General features: G+C 62.9%; 14 protein-coding genes. 7 read left to right on the top strand and 7 right to left on the bottom strand.

Features of this window, described 5'->3' with window-relative positions; all coding sequences use genetic code 11:
- Nucleotides 1–12 precede the first annotated feature (12 nt).
- Nucleotides 13–747: a fimbria/pilus periplasmic chaperone gene (locus CEY09_RS00330; protein WP_234818191.1), complete on the bottom strand. Its 735-nt coding sequence runs from the start codon at nucleotides 745–747 to the stop codon at nucleotides 13–15.
- A gap of 30 nt (nucleotides 748–777) precedes the next feature.
- Nucleotides 778–1,359, bottom strand: coding sequence for a fimbrial protein (locus CEY09_RS00325; RefSeq protein ID WP_088587119.1), 582 nt, complete (start codon nucleotides 1,357–1,359; stop codon nucleotides 778–780).
- Between the two features lie 437 nt (nucleotides 1,360–1,796).
- Between CEY09_RS00325 and CEY09_RS00320 the strand changes: the two genes are divergently transcribed.
- Nucleotides 1,797–3,410, top strand: a complete 1,614-nt coding sequence (locus CEY09_RS00320) for an NAD(P)/FAD-dependent oxidoreductase (protein ID WP_088587118.1) — start codon at nucleotides 1,797–1,799, stop codon at nucleotides 3,408–3,410.
- A gap of 48 nt (nucleotides 3,411–3,458) precedes the next feature.
- On the opposite strand, the gene CEY09_RS00315 is transcribed toward CEY09_RS00320, so the two are convergent.
- Nucleotides 3,459–4,076, bottom strand: a complete 618-nt coding sequence (locus tag CEY09_RS00315) for a TetR/AcrR family transcriptional regulator (protein ID WP_088587117.1) — start codon at nucleotides 4,074–4,076, stop codon at nucleotides 3,459–3,461.
- Nucleotides 4,077–4,175: 99 nt separating this feature from the next.
- Here CEY09_RS00315 and CEY09_RS00310 point away from each other — a divergent pair, with 99 nt between their 5' ends.
- Both CEY09_RS00310 and CEY09_RS00305 read left to right on the top strand, forming a co-directional pair.
- Nucleotides 4,176–5,303 carry an MBL fold metallo-hydrolase gene (locus tag CEY09_RS00310; RefSeq protein ID WP_088587116.1) on the top strand — a complete coding sequence of 376 codons (1,128 nt, stop codon included), beginning with the start codon at nucleotides 4,176–4,178 and terminating at the stop codon, nucleotides 5,301–5,303.
- Between the two features lie 118 nt (nucleotides 5,304–5,421).
- A complete protein-coding gene (locus CEY09_RS00305) occupies nucleotides 5,422–6,081 on the top strand; it encodes a hypothetical protein (RefSeq protein ID WP_088587115.1) in 660 nt (219 codons plus the stop codon).
- A 94-nt stretch (nucleotides 6,082–6,175) separates the two neighbouring features.
- Here the strand turns inward: CEY09_RS00305 and CEY09_RS00300 are convergent, their stop codons facing one another.
- The gene (locus CEY09_RS00300; RefSeq protein WP_088587114.1) at nucleotides 6,176–6,412 is read right to left on the bottom strand and encodes a tautomerase family protein; all 237 of its coding nucleotides are present in this window, start codon (nucleotides 6,410–6,412) and stop codon (nucleotides 6,176–6,178) included.
- A 50-nt stretch (nucleotides 6,413–6,462) separates the two neighbouring features.
- Nucleotides 6,463–7,173 carry an SDR family NAD(P)-dependent oxidoreductase gene (locus CEY09_RS00295; RefSeq protein ID WP_088587113.1) on the bottom strand — a complete coding sequence of 237 codons (711 nt, stop codon included), beginning with the start codon at nucleotides 7,171–7,173 and terminating at the stop codon, nucleotides 6,463–6,465.
- 82 nt (nucleotides 7,174–7,255) lie between these two features.
- Between CEY09_RS00295 and CEY09_RS00290 the strand changes: the two genes are divergently transcribed.
- Nucleotides 7,256–8,143 (top strand): LysR family transcriptional regulator, encoded by an 888-nt coding sequence (locus CEY09_RS00290; RefSeq protein WP_088587112.1) that lies wholly within the window; start codon nucleotides 7,256–7,258, stop codon nucleotides 8,141–8,143.
- A gap of 12 nt (nucleotides 8,144–8,155) precedes the next feature.
- Nucleotides 8,156–9,253, top strand: coding sequence for a DNA glycosylase AlkZ-like family protein (locus CEY09_RS00285; protein WP_088587111.1), 1,098 nt, complete (start codon nucleotides 8,156–8,158; stop codon nucleotides 9,251–9,253).
- A gap of 12 nt (nucleotides 9,254–9,265) precedes the next feature.
- Here CEY09_RS00285 and CEY09_RS00280 read toward each other — a convergent pair whose 3' ends face one another.
- Nucleotides 9,266–10,435, bottom strand: coding sequence for a hypothetical protein (locus tag CEY09_RS00280; RefSeq protein WP_234818190.1), 1,170 nt, complete (start codon nucleotides 10,433–10,435; stop codon nucleotides 9,266–9,268).
- A 301-nt stretch (nucleotides 10,436–10,736) separates the two neighbouring features.
- Here CEY09_RS00280 and CEY09_RS00275 point away from each other — a divergent pair, with 301 nt between their 5' ends.
- Nucleotides 10,737–11,843, top strand: a complete 1,107-nt coding sequence (locus CEY09_RS00275) for a DNA alkylation repair protein (protein ID WP_088587109.1) — start codon at nucleotides 10,737–10,739, stop codon at nucleotides 11,841–11,843.
- Nucleotides 11,844–11,996: 153 nt separating this feature from the next.
- Entirely contained in the window at nucleotides 11,997–12,896 is a 900-nt protein-coding gene (locus tag CEY09_RS00270) for an SDR family oxidoreductase (protein ID WP_088587108.1), read from the top strand.
- 63 nt (nucleotides 12,897–12,959) lie between these two features.
- Here the strand turns inward: CEY09_RS00270 and CEY09_RS00265 are convergent, their stop codons facing one another.
- A complete protein-coding gene (locus CEY09_RS00265) occupies nucleotides 12,960–13,766 on the bottom strand; it encodes a methylenetetrahydrofolate reductase (RefSeq protein ID WP_234818189.1) in 807 nt (268 codons plus the stop codon).
- Nucleotides 13,767–13,835: the final 69 nt, after the last annotated feature.

Genomic DNA, 13,835 nt, shown 5'->3' with positions numbered 1-13,835 from the left:
ATGCCCTTAGCGCTACAGTGCGCGCTCTAACATATGCCGACCGCCGTAGTCATTAATGACCTCGTAGTGAACGCGCATCTTTCCCGGTTCAGCAGCGGCCCCCTTGGGCAACTTGAAACGCTCCACGCCAAACGGCACGATCATGCCCCCGCCGAGCGAGGTAGTCCTTCCGTTCGCTACGGATTCGATAGACGACATCGAAACGTGATAAGGCGTGGGATTCTTCACTTCCAAGGCTGAGCCGGCGCCGGACTGAACCACCTTCCATTCAAGTTGCGCCGGCGCATCTACAATGCCGTCGCGCAGCGAGGCAGGCCGAAAGAACAGCTTGATACGGGTTCTGAAACTGAAGCTCGCCGATGAAGTCGAATCACTACTTGGCGGCACTTGCAGCACATTGAGGTAAAACAGCGTTTCACGATCGTCAGGCAAAGGGCTCTTCGTGTACACCAACCGGATGACGGCACTAGAGTTCGGGTCGATTCGGGTAAGAACCGGAGACACCGTGAAGGGCACCAAGACATTGGCTGGCGCGACGCCCACGGCGCCATCGTCTATCCATACCTGTGCCAGCATGGGTTCGAAACCGTCGTTACGCGCCCGAATCGTGACATCCTTGGAATCCGACGGATAGACCACTCGTGTACCCGTCAGCACCAAAGCCGCCTGCGCCGAACCGGCGCAGGCGGCCCAGCCCATGACGCCAGCCATAAAGGCAAGAAAAACCTTACGCATCACTAGCGTCATGATTGCTCCTATTACTGGTTCGACCGTGAATTACTGGTACACGACCATGAAAGGAATAATCGAGTTTGCCGAGCCACCCGTAACGGTACCGGCCGTCGAGACATAGTTTGCCGTGAACTTAAGAGTGCCCTTGTTACCGGCAAGCAGCACCTTTTGGGGATCTGTCTGGGCAGCGCCAAGGTTGATTTTTCCAGCCTTGCCATTGCCGAAATCGGCGATTTCAATCTGAATACCTACGGCAGGCGACGTGCTGTTGATTTTCAAGTTGCCCGACGACTTGTCAATGTGAGGGGAGTTTTGGTCGAAAACAACGCTCGCAGTCTTACTGGCGTCGCATACAGCGGTGGGGCCATTGCTGGTCAATTCGATACTGAAGGGCTCCGGAGTGCTCTTCGTGCCAATTGCACTAAAGAAGCTAGGCTCGTACTCTCCCAGAGGTACTTCCGTGATGTTGTTCATGCCCGGCATGTTTCCGTTGATCAGGCAGGTGGTGTCGCTGATTTTTCCAACGAACTTGACCTGACCATCCCATTGCGCGTGCGAGACGCCCGGAGCCAAAGCCAGCATCAGCGCGCCGGCAGCCGAAAAGGATGCAAAAGTACTACGTTTCATTTTTTTGATTTCCTAAGACGGAAGGATTAACTGCGATCACCATTCAGGGATTAGCAGCTGACATGCGAACGTGATGCGAGCACGGGTCGGCCTGTGCAAGCGTCGTATTGCCGTCGGGGATTCGCCGCCGCAACACATGCGATCGACAGGCATCACTATAGTGATTGCGCATCATCGGGTCCGTAGGAAACCGAACATAATCAACTCGTATGATTCCGAATCTCCTCGGAGAAAAAATCATCGAGCAAAGCAATCTCGCCTGCGGTCCCTGCCCCTGTCCAGGGAAGCGGCCTCCCCCGCGAAACTGCGTGAGAGCGGCATCGGGCAGGCCCATGCCACCGGCCTATTGGCAGGTGAGAGGCCGCATGCGCCCCCTGCGCTCCAGTACAATTCGCGGTTTGGCGACGTTGTGATCGCCCATTCATCTGGACCAAAGCATGTTGCGACTGTCTGAAATCAAGCTGCCGTTGAACCACACCCCCGAAGAATTGCCCGCTGCGATTCTGAAAAAACTGGGCGTTCCGGCCAGCGACCTGCACGGCTTCACCATCTTTCTGCGCAGCTACGATGCACGCAAAAAGCACAATATCCTGCTGACCTACACGCTGGATATCGACATCGAAAATGAAGCGGCGCTGCTCAAGCGGTTTCACGATGATCGCCATGTGAAGCCCACGCCCGACACCGAATACAAGTTCGTTGCCCAGGCGCCCGCCAGCCTGAACAAGCGCCCCATCGTCATCGGCACCGGCCCCTGTGGCCTGTTTGCCGGACTGGTACTGGCGCAGATGGGCTTCAAGCCCATCATCCTGGAACGCGGCAAGGCGGTGCGGGAACGCACCAAAGATACGTGGGGCCTGTGGCGCAAGCGCGTGCTGAACCCGGAATCGAATGTGCAATTCGGCGAAGGCGGCGCGGGCACGTTCTCCGACGGCAAGCTGTACAGCCAGATCAAGGACCCCAAGCATTACGGTGAAAAAGTGCTCAAGGAATTCGTGCTGGCCGGCGCGCCGGAAGAAATCCTGTACGTGAGCAAACCGCACATCGGCACGTTCCGCCTGGTGGGCATGGTGGAAGTCATGCGCGACACCATCACCAAACTGGGTGGCGAGGTCCGGTTCTCCAGCAAGGTGGAAACGCTGCAGCGCGAAAATGGCCAGATCACCGGCGTGACGCTGGCCAGTGGCGAGCATATCGAGGCCGACCACGTCGTGCTGGCCATCGGCCATAGCGCGCGCGACACCTTCCAGATGCTGCACGACCAGGGCGTATTCATGGAAGCCAAACCGTTTTCGGTGGGTTTCCGGATCGAACACCCGCAGTCGCTGATCGACAAGGCGCGGTTCGGGCCGAACGCCGGCCATCCGATCCTGGGCGCGGCGGATTACAAGCTGGTGCACCACGCCAGCAATGGGCGATCGGTATACAGCTTCTGCATGTGCCCCGGCGGCACGGTGGTGGCGGCCACCTCTGAACCCAATCGCGTCGTCACCAACGGCATGAGCCAATATTCGCGCAACGAACGCAACGCCAACGCGGGCATCGTCGTGGGAATTTCGCCCGAGGAGGATTACCCGGAGCACGTGCTGGCCGGCGTGGATTTCCAGCGCGCGCTGGAGTCGCGCGCGTTTGAGCTGGGCGGCAGCGATTACAGCGCGCCGGGCCAGCTGGTGGGGGATTTCATCGCGGGCAAGGCGTCGACCGAGTTCGGTTCCGTGCTGCCCTCTTACACGCCCGGCGTGCACCTGACTGACTTGGCCACGGCATTGCCCGAGTTTGCCATTACCGCCATCCGCGAAGCGCTGCCCGCCTTTGACAAGACCATCAAGGGTTACGGCATGCACGACGCCGTGCTGACGGGCGTGGAAACGCGGACCTCGTCGCCGATCCGCATCAAACGCGACAACGAAACCCTGCAAAGCATCAACACCAAGGGCTTGTTCCCCGCTGGCGAAGGTGCTGGTTATGCGGGGGGAATCCTGTCGGCGGGCGTGGACGGCATCAAGATCGCCGAGGCCGTAGCGCTAAGCATCATGGGCCGGCAGGCCTGAGCTGGTTTCATACCAGATTCGCGGGCGGTGCAACGCCGCCCGCCGGCATCAACTGCGGCGCTGGTAACAGCCCAGGAACATCGCCACCGCGGAATCCGCCACCCGCTGACGCTCGGCCGGGTTTAACGGCGGCTGCCCCAACGTCACCTGGGGCCAGAACGCAAAACTCTTCACCAGCCCCTGCAACTGATGGCCCGCAAAGTCGGGGTCGACTGCGGCCAGGCGTCCGTCCGCGATCGCGGCCTGGATCCAAGCGGTAACGCCGCTTTCCTTTTCTCCCATCCGGCACACGATGCCCTGCGCCCGCTCGGGGGAATGGATGATCTCGGCCAGCGCTACGCGCGCCAGATCGATGAAATTGGAATCGCCCAGCAATTCAAGCTTCTGCATCAATAGCTGCTTAAGCTGCTGATCCAGTGGCAAATCGGGGCGGTAGGCCAAGTCAACACTGGAGGCGCTGCTGTCCCACAGTTGCTCAAGCATCTGTCCGAACAGCTCTTCCTTGCTGGGGAAATGGTTGTAGACCGTACGCTTGGAAACGCCCGCGGCAGCGGCAATGCGGTCCATGCTGGTGGCCTCGTATCCCGCCGTCCGGAATTCGTCCACCGCCGCGCGCATGATGGCTTCACGTTTACGGTCGGTCAGACGTTTGGGCGGATTGGGCATGGAACGGCCTAAGGCGGTAGAAACGCTATTTTACACCGGGCAGTGTACTTTTTAAAAAAACAAAACTACACTGTGCAGTCTACATTCAAGATGCCTTCCATGAAGCGTCTCTCCGTCTACGCCCTTGCCTTCTTACTGCTTGGAATTCTTGCCGTGACCGCCAATACCGCCTACGTCCATTGCACTCAGCCGAGCTACCCCGACTCGCCCCAGCACCGCGACGGCCGTTTCGGGAACGTATCGCCGCGCCCGCCCATGGGCTTCTGGAACGGCCTGAAATTGACGTGGGCATTCCTGTTCGACAAGCCCACCGGCACGGTTCCCGACCAACCTATTCCTGTCCGCGCGCTAACTCGCGCCCAGCTTGACGCCGCCCCCGACCGCAGCCTGTACCGCCTGGGCCATTCCACCGTGCTCTTAAAACTGCGTGGCCGTTACTGGCTGACCGACCCGGTCTTCTCCAAACGCGCCTCGCCGGTGCAATGGTTCGGGCCGGCGCGCTTTCATGCGCCCCCCATCGCCATCGAAGACTTGCCGCCCATTGCGGGGGTCATCCTGTCGCACAACCACTACGACCATCTGGACCACGCGGCCGTCATGCAACTGGCCGGCAAGACGGGCCGATTCATCGCCCCGCTAGGCGTCGGCGACCAGTTGATCGCCTGGGGCATCGATCCGAAGCAGGTGGAACAACTGGACTGGTGGCAGTCGACGGAAGTCGACGGGCTGCGCTTGACGGCCACGCCGGCCCAGCACTTCTCGGGCCGTGGCTTGACCGACAGCGACCGCAGCCTGTGGGCATCATGGGTCATCCAAGATGCGGACCTGCGCGTGTTCTTCAGCGGAGACACCGGCTACTTCGACGGCTTCAAGGCCATCGGCGACGCCTTCGGCCCATTTGACCTGACGCTGATGGAGACCGGCGCCTACGACAAGCGCTGGGCGTACGTGCACATGCAGCCGGAACAGACGCTTCAGGCGCACCTGGATCTTCGCGGCCGCTGGTTGCTGCCGATTCATAACGGCACCTTCGACCTGGCGATGCACGCCTGGCAGGAACCGTTTGAACGCGTGGCGGAATTGGCCGCCATGAAAAACGTGGCCTTGACCACGCCTGAAATGGGCGAGCGGGTGGACCTGAACGCGCCCCACGCGGGTGAAGCATGGTGGCGGAAACTGGTGCCTGCCAGCCGGGGCGTGCAGGTGCCCGCGTCAGCAGCGCAATAGCCCCTCGATTGCCGTAACTGCTGGCCGGGTGCAGAACTCGCCGCTGCTTGCTATGGTACGTTTTTACCGGCCTGCAACCTCCTCCAACCGGCATCCAGCAGAGGTCCAGATCAACCCCATGACTGTTCGACGGATTTTCCTCGCCCTTGCCACACTGGCCATGTCGCCCGCGCTCACCGCCCATGCGGCGTCCAAGGTCGCAACCTGGGTCCCCCCGGGCCCGACGGCCTGCAATTTCTCTGGTTGGACGACCAACAAAAAGCCCGTGATCCAAGTGCGCGCTGCACCCTCCCCCCAGGCCGAAACGGTGGGCAGCCTGCCCACGACCCGCGGCGACGACCCTGATCCCGACCACATCGATTACTACAGCGTCACCTTCGACGTGAGCGAGGCGCGCGACGGGTGGCTAAAGATCAGAAACGCCAGCGACGATATGACCGGCAACGAAGCAAGCCGCCCCCGGCCCGTGTACCGGGGAGAAGGTTGGATCGAAGCAGCGGATGCGCAGGTCGGCATCCAGTCGGCGCGGGGATACGCTCGCCCGGACGCCGGCAGCGATCGGCTGCTGGACCTGGGCAGCGACTGGCTCACGGAACGCGCCACGTTGCGCGGCATCGTGGCCTGCGAAGGCGAATGGCTTCTGCTGGATTACGAGATGCGCCAAAGCGAAAACTGGGAGCTGCTGGCCCCCAAGGACCGCACGCAGGGGCGCGCCTGGTTTCGCGGCATCTGCACCTCCCAGGAAACGACCTGCGATATGCGGTCGGTGGACAAATAGCCCTTGCATCAGGGGCACAGATACCCCTGTCAAGTAGGCATCCGACTACCGCTCCGGAACCCCGAAACCGCAGCCGGATGCCATGTCGGCGGACCTACCGTTCGACCTTGGCCTGCTGCGCCCGGTATTCCGGCACCGTGACGCCGCCCACGCCCCAGTTCTCCATGTCTACCTCGTCGATGACGACGAAGGTCGACGCATGGGGCTTTCCCAGCACCTCAAACAACAAGTCGCTGACGCCCTTGATGAGCGCGCGCTTTTGCTCGGGCGTTGTCGCCGTCGCGCCGGGCGCCGTCCCTTCGCGGGTGACTTTGATATTCACGTAAGGCATCTCTGTTCTCCGTTTGATTGCATCGCTGTAGGGGTCGGCCTTCTCGACGGTCAAGCGCCCGCGACTTGCCCGCCGTCCACATGCAGGATCTCGCCAGTCACGAAACCGGCATCCTCCAGATAGAGTACCGCCTGGGTCACGTCGGCGACCTCGCCCATGCGCTTCATGGGATGCAATGCGGCCAGCGCGCCGTGCGTTTCCGGGGCGTGCATGGGCGTCTTGATGATGCCCGGCGACACCGCATTCACGCGAATATTGCGCGAGGCGTACTCGATCGCAAGGCTGCGCGTTGCCGCGGCCAAGCCGCCCTTGGTCAACGACGCCAGAACCGACGGAACGTTGGAGTTTGCGTGGTCGACCAGCGTCGTGGTGATCTGCACGATGTGGCCGCCCCCCTGTTTGAGCATCGCCTCCACGGCAGGCTGCGTGATGTAGAAGAATCCGTTCAAGTTGGTCCACAGCATGTCCCGATACTGCTGCTCGGTATATTTCGTGAATTCGCTGGCGACGAAAATGCCGGCGTTGTTGACGAGCGTATCCACCCGTCCGAAACGGGCCAACGCCTGCTCCACAACCTGCCTTCCCGTCGCCGGATCGCCGATGTCGCCCGCGATGGTCAGGTAGTTCGGATTGTCCGACGGCGGGATGGACCGGGACGTCCCGACGACGCGGTAGCCGCGGCTGAGAAATGCACGGGCGATACCCTCGCCCAGGCCCTGCGATGCGCCGGTAACGATGGCGACTTTCTGTTCGTTGCTCATGATGCTTCCTTCTGTATTGGGGTTGGCATGACCCGTACAGTAGGCGCATCGCACCTGTTCGAAAATCCGCTATTCTTGCTCAATGGCTGATAAAAAACGCACAGAGCCCGACTGGCAGGACATCCGCGTATTTCTCGCGCTGGGGCGCTACGGCAGCCTGTCGGCGGCTGCGCGGGCGCTGTCGACCAACCATTCGACGATCTCGCGCCGCCTTCAGTCCTTGGAGGCCACGCTAGGGGAAAAGCTGGTCGAACGCCGCCCCGAGGGATACGTGTTGACGCCGGCAGGAACCCACGCGCTGGCGGCCGCCAGCGACATGGAGGCTGCCGTCCACACCCTGGGCAGAGGCAGCGCAGACGGCACGCCGCGCGGCCTGGTCCGGGTCAATGCTCCCCCTGCCCTGTCCCAGGGGTTTCTGGTGGGCAGACTGGCCAGATTGCCGCTGCAGCACCCCGGCATCGACATCGACCTGGCCACGGATCTGCGCTCGGTCAGCCTGGAGCGGCATGTCACCGATATCGCCGTCCGCCTGGGCCGCCCCCAGGATGGCGACTTCATCGCAAAGCCCCTGGGCCTGATGGCATTCGGTTTCTATGGAACACCCACGCTATGTCAACGGATCGAAGGCGGAGCGGAACCTGTCTTTGTCGGGTTCGATGAGGCGAACGCCTATCTGCCCGAGGCCGTTTGGCTTGCCCGCCATTTTCCGCAGGCCCGCATGGTCTTTCGGGCGAACAATCAGGTAGCGCAGGCCACGGCGGCCGGATCAGGCGTGGGGATTGCGCTGCTGCCGCACTACGTCGGGCGGACGACGCCGGGTCTTGCACCGTGCAAGCTGGACGCGGCACCGCCGCCGCGCGAGATCATGCTGCTGACGCGACGGCAAGACCGTAAAGACCTGCCGATTCGGACGGTTGTCGAATATCTGGTTGAAGTGTTCGACGATGAGCGGGCGTTGTTCTCACCGTGATTCAATTGCCACATGCCTACTGATCCCCGCCTTGAAGACCTGCGCCGCTACGCCGTGGGGCGCAGCCTGTTCACGCCCGTCACCTTGCCGGCGGCAATCCGACGCCTGGGCTTTGTGCAGGCCGACCCGATCCGCGCCCCCGCCCGGGCACAGGACCTGACGCTGCGCCATCGGGTGAAGGACTACCGCGCGGGCGACCTGGAGCGCCGCTACACGCGCCTGGCGATCGACGAGGACTGCCTGGTCAACTACGGCTTCCTGCCCAGCGAACACCTGACGCTAATGCACCCCCGCCAGGCCAGGAAAGCCTGGGATGCCGAGACCGAGCGCAAAGCCGCGGACGTGCTGGCTTTCGTGCGTGAACACGGCGCGGTACACCCGCGCCAGGTCGATCAGCACTTTCAGCATGGCCGCGTGAAAAACTATTGGGGCGGATCAAGCAACGCCAGCACGCAATTGCTGGACGGCATGCACTATCGCGGCCTCTTGCGAGTGAAACGGCGCGACAGTGGCACGCGTATCTACGAGGCCGCCTCGCACCCGCCCGCGGACGACAGCCCCGCCGGCGCCGTTCGGCGCGCCGCCACGTTGATCGACCTGGTGGTACGCAAATACGCGCCGCTACCCGCCGCCAGCCTGACCTATCTGCTGCGATTGCTCGGCTATGGGGCTCCCCATCTGACCGCGCAAATCCAGGCGGCGCTGCGCCTGGCGCGCGAGCACCTGGCCAGTTGCCGCATCGATGGCACCACCTGGTACTGGCCTGCCGACGAAAACCCACGCTCGCGCCGGTACGCGGTGGATGACCGACTACGGCTGCTGGCCCCGTTCGACCCCGTGGTCTGGGACCGGCGCCGCTTCACGCTGCTCTGGGACTGGACTTATAAGTTCGAGGCCTACACGCCGCCGGCGCAACGCCAGTTTGGCTATTACGCACTGCCGATGCTATGGCGTGACAAGGTGATCGGCTGGGCCAACGTGTCAGCGAACGAAGGACACCTGGCGCCCGCGTTCGGTTATGTGGCGGGCACAGCGCCCAAAGACGCTGCGTTCCGCAATGCGCTGGATGAGGAAATAGAACGCATGAAGCACTTCCTCACCCCGCGCTGACCCGTCTGGCAATCAGCGCGACGCGCCGATCTGCAGCACCTTGAAATCGCGCTGCATATAGCGGTTCATCACCTGAGACAGAATCGGGTTGCCCGCATTCTCTGCTTTGGGGGAAGTCATGCTGACGACCGCGGCACACAGCTTACCGGCCTGGACGGTACGCCCCGAGACCGTGGCCTCTACCGACGCAGCCATGCTTTCCTTCCATGCGGCGCCGATGCCGTCAACGGCCTGCTTGGCGGTGGCGCAATCCGCGTAAGCCAGCGAAATCACCACAGCGGGGACGTTGTTGATCTGGGCGTCTGCCAGGATGCCGGAGAAGTAAGGCGGGATGCCGCGCGCGCTGGATGCCGCAGCCGCTTCAAGATTGCGCTTTGCCGCGTCGAAGTCTGCGGGCGTAGCGGGCAACACCTTCGCCGGATCCACGCCTTCCAGGCCCAAGACCGGCGAAATCACCGCGGCCTGCTCAATGTGGCCGTCGGCAGAAGAAACGGCTTCCTTCAGCCCGGCAACCGAGGCGGCAACGACTGCACTGTCGGCCACCGACGGCGTGGGTTTGGCCAGTACGTTCATTCCCGTTGCGGCGGGCGCCTGAACCAGCGCGGTATCCAGCGGCAGGACAAAGCTGGCCTTGCCCATCGAGCCTCTCCAGGGGTCTCTGGGATTGGCCTTTTTCATGTCCATCTTCTGCGCCTCGCCATTGGCGAGCACGCCGGGGACGTCACCCCCCACCGCGGCGAAATCGGCCTGCTTTAAGCGATCAACCAGCCCCGCCACGGCTTTACCGTCCTTCATCCCCCAATAGGTGACGTTGCCAGGCGCCTGGCCGAACGCAGCGAAATAGGAGAGTTCATCGAAAGGGATTTTGGCGTTGGTCGACCATTGGTCCAGACCGTATCCCACGGATTGAAGCGGGCTGATCCACTGCGCCATCGCCAATCTGCGCATGCCATCCGCAGAGGGTCCGGCTTTCTCCAGCCCGCGCCACGCTTGTACGTCCACAAAGAATATCTGCATCGCTTCCGGGGCGGTAAGCACCACCTGCGGTATCTGCTTGAATGCCTGCTGCAACGATTGGGTGCTGTCTTGGGCGGCGGCCGAACCTGCAAAACCGGCCATCAAGCAGAGGGCAAGAGCCTTTAAGCGCATCAGATTTTTTCCTTTTCTTGATTCGTTTGGCATTGATGCGATCCCTGTCTGCATCGTTGAAGACGGCCTGTGGCCGCCTTCAAGAACATCCCAGGATCGCTGCCGAAAGATGGTACCTCAATGCTTATGATCAATCTGATGCGCTCGAACGCGCGCCCATGTGAACACGCGTTCGCGACCGCTTACCCGATTTGGCCGCCCGATTGATAGCCGCGGCGAATGAGATGGGCGCGGCGCGTCCGCGCAAGCTGCTGACAGGAATTGACACGACGATCGCCGACACTGGCAACCCCCGCCCGGCCGTGTCCGGCCCGACTCAGGAATTCCCCGCCCGATGACCACCCAGACCCACGCCCCGCTCAAGGATTCGATGGGGCCCGCGCAGTTGCGCGAGCTGTCAGCCGTACTTCAATCGATATGCGCCCGCTTCGACACCGGCCGGTTCCTTTCCACCGCGCTGGACGGCCTGGAAACGCTGACACTGATGAAGCGCGTGCGGCGCGCCAGCGATGCCGTCGCCGCGGGCGCCCATGACCTGCCTGGCGGGTATGAAGGCGTGCTGGCATTGCTGATGGAAGCGGCGCCTCGCCTGGGCAACGGCTTCATGTCGCTCGTCGCGCCCGATTATGTGGGCCAGCATGGCCGCCAGGCCTTCGAACGCTCCATGGACGCGTTGAAATTCTTCACGCCGTTCGGCACGTCGGAATTCGCCGTACGCGAGTTCCTGCGCGACGACCTGCCCCGCGCGCTGGAGATCATGACGGCCTGGTCGCGGCACCCCAACGACGCCGTGCGCCGCCTGGCCAGCGAAGGCACGCGGCCGCGTCTGCCGTGGTCGTTCCGGCTGGGCGCCCTCGAAGCGTCTCCAGCTCTTGCCGCCCCGATCCTCGACAATCTGCGCGCCGACCCAAGCCTGTATGTGCGCCGGTCCGTCGCCAACCACCTGAACGACATCACCAAGGCCAATCCGGCATGGGTGCTTGCACGCGCGGCGCAATGGGGGATCGAGGACCCGCATACGCGATGGATCATCCGCCATGCCCTGCGCACGCTGGTCAAGCAAGGCAGCGCGCAAGCGCTGGCGATGCTGGGCGCCGAATCCACCGCAGACATCGAGGTCGACGCATTCCAGGTGACGCCCGCCCGGCTTGTGCTCGGCGATACGCTCACCCTTGCCTGCACCTTACGCTCGACCGCGTCCGCGCCCCGGCGACTGATCGTCCTGTACCGCATCGGCTACGTGCGGCGAAACGGCGCCGCCACGTTCAAGGCGTTCAGGCTGAAAGAGCTGACCCTGGAACCGGGCCAGGCCATCACGCTCAGCCGCAGCCAGCAGATCCGCGACTTCATGACCCGCACGCACTACGCCGGCAGGCACGCGGTGCAGTTGTGCGTGAATGGCAGCATCGCCGCCCAGGGTTGGTTCGATCTGGCGCGGTGACGCCTGCCCGCTGGGCACAGGGCAGGGAAAACAGGAGCGCTCCATTCGCTATTGTTAAAGCAAATGAAATTATTATCTTCATAACCGCCCAATTATCTTCCAAACGGAACAGTCCAGAATTGATCCCGTCAACTCAACCACCGGATCAATGCCATGACGACTTCCCAAATTGCCCTGATCACCGGCGCTTCGTCGGGCTTCGGGCTCATGACCGCCAAAGCGCTGGCCAAGGCCGGCCACACCGTCTACGCGTCGATGCGCGCGACCACGGGCCGCAATGCATCCCGCGTCGCGCAAGCCGCGCAATGGGCCGCCGACAACGCCGTGGACCTGCGCACCGTCGAACTTGACGTGCAGTCCGATTCCTCCGCAAACGCCGCCATTGGACAAGTCCTGGCCGAAGCGGGCAGGCTGGACGTCATCGTCCACAACGCCGGTCATATGGTCTTCGGCCCGGCCGAGGCTTTCACTGCGGAACAGTTGGCCCAGCAGTACGACGTGAACGTGCTGGGCGCGCAACGCGTCAACCGGGCAGCGTTGCCGCAATTGCGCAAGCAGGGCAAGGCGCTGCTGGTCTGGGTGGGTTCATCCTCCACCCGGGGCGGAACGCCCCCCTTCCTCGCACCCTACTTCGCGGCCAAGGCCGCCATGGATGCGCTGGCCGTGTCGTACTCGACCGAACTTTCGCGCTGGGGAATCGAAACCACGATCATGGTGCCGGGCGCCTTCACCAAAGGCACGAACCACTTCGCCCATTCGGGCAAGCCCGAGGACACCCACATCGTCGCCGAGTACGAGCAAGGTCCCTATGCCGGCGTGGCTGCCAGGGCGCTCGAGAGTTTGGCGGGGCTGGAACCCAGCGATGCGGATCCCGAAGAAGTCGCCCGCCAGATCGTGCGCGTCGTCGGCCTACCCCACGGCAAGCGTCCTTTCCGCGTCCACGTGGATCCCTCGCAGGACGGCGCGGAAGTCGTCAACGCCGTCGCGGACCGCATGCGTGCCGAGATATACAAAGCCATCGGCCTTGCCGACCTGCTTGGCCCCCGCCTCTGAGGCGCCTTGAGCTTGTTCGCCACGCTTGACGGCCACGCGAACGGCTCTCGGCAAGGCGCGCAGTTACTGACCCTGGGCGCGGTACTGCGCGATCCATTTCACAGACTGTGCGATCCCTCCGAATGGAAAGAAGTGCAGGCTTACCTCTCCATGTTCTTCTGTGAGTCCCGCAACCAAGCGATCCACAAAAACATCCGGCCCAGCCGTGCCGAACAGCTTGCCCAGGGAAATACCGTACTTGGACCACATCGATGCGCATGCGCTGACGCCGCACAAGGCGGCATAGCGGGCAAGCACCGCGATACCTGCGGGGCCCGGCACGCCCACGCGCACGGGATGCTCGATGCCACGCTCGCGCAGGGTTTTCAGCCACGCCAGCACGATGTCGGCATCAAATCCAAACTGCGTGACGATCAAGGGCGTCATGCCGCGCATGCCGATGCTGCGGCACTTGCGTTCAAGCACCTCCCACCGATCGGCCGCGCTCATGACCGGATGGCCTTCCGGATGCCCGCCTACGCCGACAACCTGGATGCCCGCGCGCTCGAATACGCCTGTTTCGATCAGCGAGGAACTATCGGCAAACGGCCCCAGCGGCGTCGACGGATCTCCTGCGATCACGAAGCAGCGCTCGATACCGGCTTCAGCGACCGCGCGCGTCACGAAGGACTCAAGCTCGGCGAGCGAGGCGATACGGCGCGCAGAAAGGTGCGGCATGGCTACCAAGCCCAGTGCGCGCACGGCACGCGCGGCGGCCAGTCGCGCGTTGTCGTCCTGGCCAGGCAGATAGGGAATGGAAATGGTCGACCCCGGCAACATCCGCGGCGCCGCCGCGGTCAGCGCTGGAATGTCCTTCGCGCTGACTTCCAATGAATAGGCATCGGTGATGTGGCCGGGCGACTGGGGGGAACTGGGATGAATCAAGGGCATCAATGACAG

This window comes from Achromobacter marplatensis (assembly GCF_002209535.1).
GTDB lineage: Bacteria > Pseudomonadota > Gammaproteobacteria > Burkholderiales > Burkholderiaceae_B > Achromobacter > Achromobacter marplatensis.
This window is presented reverse-complemented; position numbering and strand designations above follow the sequence as displayed.

Excerpts from the sequence above, each read along its gene's own strand:
- CEY09_RS00315 (WP_088587117.1), bottom strand. The coding sequence starts at position 4,076 with ATGCCCAATCCGCCCAAACGTCTGACCGACCGTAAACGTGAAGCCATC.
- CEY09_RS00320 (WP_088587118.1), top strand. The coding sequence starts at position 1,797 with ATGTTGCGACTGTCTGAAATCAAGCTGCCGTTGAACCACACCCCCGAA.
- CEY09_RS00330 (WP_234818191.1), bottom strand. The coding sequence starts at position 747 with ATGACGCTAGTGATGCGTAAGGTTTTTCTTGCCTTTATGGCTGGCGTC.
- CEY09_RS00280 (WP_234818190.1), bottom strand. The coding sequence starts at position 10,435 with ATGCCAAACGAATCAAGAAAAGGAAAAAATCTGATGCGCTTAAAGGCT.
- CEY09_RS00310 (WP_088587116.1), top strand. The coding sequence starts at position 4,176 with ATGAAGCGTCTCTCCGTCTACGCCCTTGCCTTCTTACTGCTTGGAATT.
- CEY09_RS00275 (WP_088587109.1), top strand. The coding sequence starts at position 10,737 with ATGACCACCCAGACCCACGCCCCGCTCAAGGATTCGATGGGGCCCGCG.
- CEY09_RS00325 (WP_088587119.1), bottom strand. The coding sequence starts at position 1,359 with ATGAAACGTAGTACTTTTGCATCCTTTTCGGCTGCCGGCGCGCTGATG.
- CEY09_RS00290 (WP_088587112.1), top strand. The coding sequence starts at position 7,256 with ATGGCTGATAAAAAACGCACAGAGCCCGACTGGCAGGACATCCGCGTA.
- CEY09_RS00270 (WP_088587108.1), top strand. The coding sequence starts at position 11,997 with ATGACGACTTCCCAAATTGCCCTGATCACCGGCGCTTCGTCGGGCTTC.
- CEY09_RS00300 (WP_088587114.1), bottom strand. The coding sequence starts at position 6,412 with ATGCCTTACGTGAATATCAAAGTCACCCGCGAAGGGACGGCGCCCGGC.
- CEY09_RS00295 (WP_088587113.1), bottom strand. The coding sequence starts at position 7,173 with ATGAGCAACGAACAGAAAGTCGCCATCGTTACCGGCGCATCGCAGGGC.
- CEY09_RS00285 (WP_088587111.1), top strand. The coding sequence starts at position 8,156 with ATGCCTACTGATCCCCGCCTTGAAGACCTGCGCCGCTACGCCGTGGGG.
- CEY09_RS00305 (WP_088587115.1), top strand. The coding sequence starts at position 5,422 with ATGACTGTTCGACGGATTTTCCTCGCCCTTGCCACACTGGCCATGTCG.